Raw genomic sequence first — 2,661 nt, 5'->3', positions numbered from 1 at the left:
AAATAGAACTAAGGAAAGTATACGAATCATGCAAACACCTGTACTTAATGCACCTATTGTTCAAGCCAATTTGGTTTCTAAACAAGTCTCTACTAATCAAGAACAATTAACAATCCTCAAAGACGTAAATGTTGACATCCGAAAAGGAGAAAAAATCGCCATCGTCGGAACTTCCGGTGCAGGTAAGTCAACATTGATGACGTTGCTAGCTGGTCTTGATACGCCGACATCAGGCGAAATTACTTTATTAGGTCATGAATTATCAAAACTGGACGATGAAGCACGTGCGAAAATTCGGGCTGACTCTTTAGGTTTCGTTTTCCAAAGTTTCTTGTTAATCCCGAGTTTGAGTGCATTACGTAATGTCACGCTTCCTTGTCTTTTACGTGGTGAAGCCGAAGATGAAGCAAGAGCAGCGGAATTATTAGCTGCTGTTGGATTGGAAAAACGTGTCGACCATTTACCAAGCCAGTTATCTGGTGGTGAACAACAGCGAGTTGCGCTAGCGCGTGCATTTATGACACAGCCTGAGCTGTTGTTCGCAGACGAGCCTACCGGCAATCTTGACCATCAAACCGCAGACAAAGTGATTGAGCTGCTATTCGATCTTAATGAACAGCACGGGACAACTCTGATTTTAGTAACACACGATGGTCATCTAGCAAGCCGATGTGACCGTATCTATCGTATGGAGGCGGGTGAGCTTAAGGAGGAGATATAATGTCTGCAGTATCATCAAGTGAAGCAACATCCACAGAGCAAAACAGTACAACACAGCACTCGTCGAATAAAAGTTTGATACGTTGGAGTTTCGGCGAAATAAGGCAGGGGAATCTTTGGCCTATTAGCGTTGCTCTTATTCTCGTGATTGCGAGTATCTTTGCGCTTTCTGCATTAGCAGAACGAATGGAGCAGGTGATCGTCAAGCAGGGGAAGGATGCATTAACGGCAGATGCGGTGTTTGTGTCTGCTAATCCCATTCCGGACACGTTGTTAACCTCGACTGAAAACCTTGAACGTTCGATGATGACGCGATTTGCCACTATGGCATTTAGCGATAATGGTATGCAGCTTATTTCTGTAAGGGCGGTGGATGATAATTACCCTTTAATGGGAGAGCTCGTTCTTGAAAATAATCCGGCCGGTCGCGTTAAAGAGAACCAACTCTGGCTTGATGAGCGGATTATGACTCAACTAAACGTAAACTCAGGTGACAGCGTCACGATAGGCGATGCCGAGTTTACTGTATCAGGCGCAGTATTGATGGAACCTGGCTTGAGCTTTAATCCATTTCAGCAAATGCCTTCTGCATACATTCATCAAAGTGACGTAGATAAAACAGGAGCAATTCAAGTTGGGAGCCGAGTTCAATACCGTCTGTTTTTACAAGCCGATGATAAAACACTAAAGAGCTTACAAGATGATACGCAGCTTTCTCCGAGCGATCGCTGGCGCACGCAAGATACTGCCAGTCGTAGTAATGAGGTTTTTGAACGCACGACGCAGTATCTGTCTTTGACCGTAGCGATTGTCATCATTATGGCGGCGACAACATTGGTTCTTACTTGTCAAAATTACGTGAACAGCCGGACACAAACTATTGCGATGTTGAAAAGTCTTGGTGCGAGCCGCCGATGGATTGAAAAGTGGTTATTTATTCAAGTCACAATCCTTCTCATTAGTGCCAGTGTCGTCGGTCTATTGTTAGGGAGCGGGCTGGAATATTTATTACGCATTCCACTCAAAGACTTATTACCCGACCCACTCCCTGGTTACGGTGTCACACCATTTTTGGTGGCATTTATCTCAGCAGTCTTGATTACGGTGCCTGCTCTCGGTATACCATTGTTAGGCTTGATTAAAACTCCCGCGTTAGAAGTGCTACAGCAGGGTAAAGCGCAACGTTCTTGGAAGCGAATGTTACTTGTTCTAGTTCCCGTTGTTCCACTGCTTTTACTGTATGCAGATAACACCTTAGTTTGGATCGTGCTCACTGGTATAGCGGTACAGTTTGTGGTACTCGCAGCAGTTAGCGTCACACTCACAAAGCTGTTTGCACGTGTGTCAACCCATCCTGCAATGAAGCTTGCGTTGAGTCGTATCAACCGGACGCCAGTAACCAGCGGCCTACAGTTTGGTGCTTTGGCATTATCTTTGATGTTGCTGTCTATCATTTGGCTTGTGCGCAGCGATATTCTCGCGGATTGGGAGAGAACCTTACCTGCAGACGCGCCAAATGTGTTCGCTTTGAACATTGGTGATTATGAGCTCGATAACTACCTAGAAACCCTAGATAAAAATGGAGTTACGCGGTCACAAGCTTATCCAATAATTCGTGGACGACTAACAGAGATTAACGGTCAAAACGTCAAAGAGATTGATTACGAAGGAGAAGGTTCTGACGCGATACGTCGAGAGCTAAACCTGACATGGGGAGATACCCTACCAGAATATAATGATGTGCTTTCGGGTGAATGGACAAACAAAGGGAGTGTATCTGTAGAAGCGGATGTAGCAAATGACTTAGGCATAAAACTCGGTGATACGCTGCGCTTTGTAATAAACAGCCAGAATTACGATGCAGTAGTAGATACCATCCGTTATGTCGAATGGCGTGACATGAAGCCTAACTTTTATTTTATTTTCTCATCTGACGTGATG

At 44.8% G+C, this 2,661-nt stretch carries 2 protein-coding genes; both read left to right on the top strand.

Annotated elements, in window-relative coordinates:
* Window positions 1–28 precede the first annotated feature (28 nt).
* Window positions 29–721: an ABC transporter ATP-binding protein gene (locus CAG68_RS03315; RefSeq protein WP_005376323.1), complete on the top strand. Its 693-nt coding sequence runs from the start codon at window positions 29–31 to the stop codon at window positions 719–721.
* Window positions 721–2,661: FtsX-like permease family protein (locus CAG68_RS03310; RefSeq protein WP_161440791.1), on the top strand; the 1,941-nt coding region annotated here is incomplete at its 3' end. The genes CAG68_RS03315 and CAG68_RS03310, both read left to right, overlap by 1 nt.

This window comes from Vibrio sp. V42_P2S4T144 (assembly GCF_009904715.1).
In the GTDB taxonomy this organism is placed as follows: domain Bacteria; phylum Pseudomonadota; class Gammaproteobacteria; order Enterobacterales; family Vibrionaceae; genus Vibrio; species Vibrio alginolyticus.
This window is presented reverse-complemented; position numbering and strand designations above follow the sequence as displayed.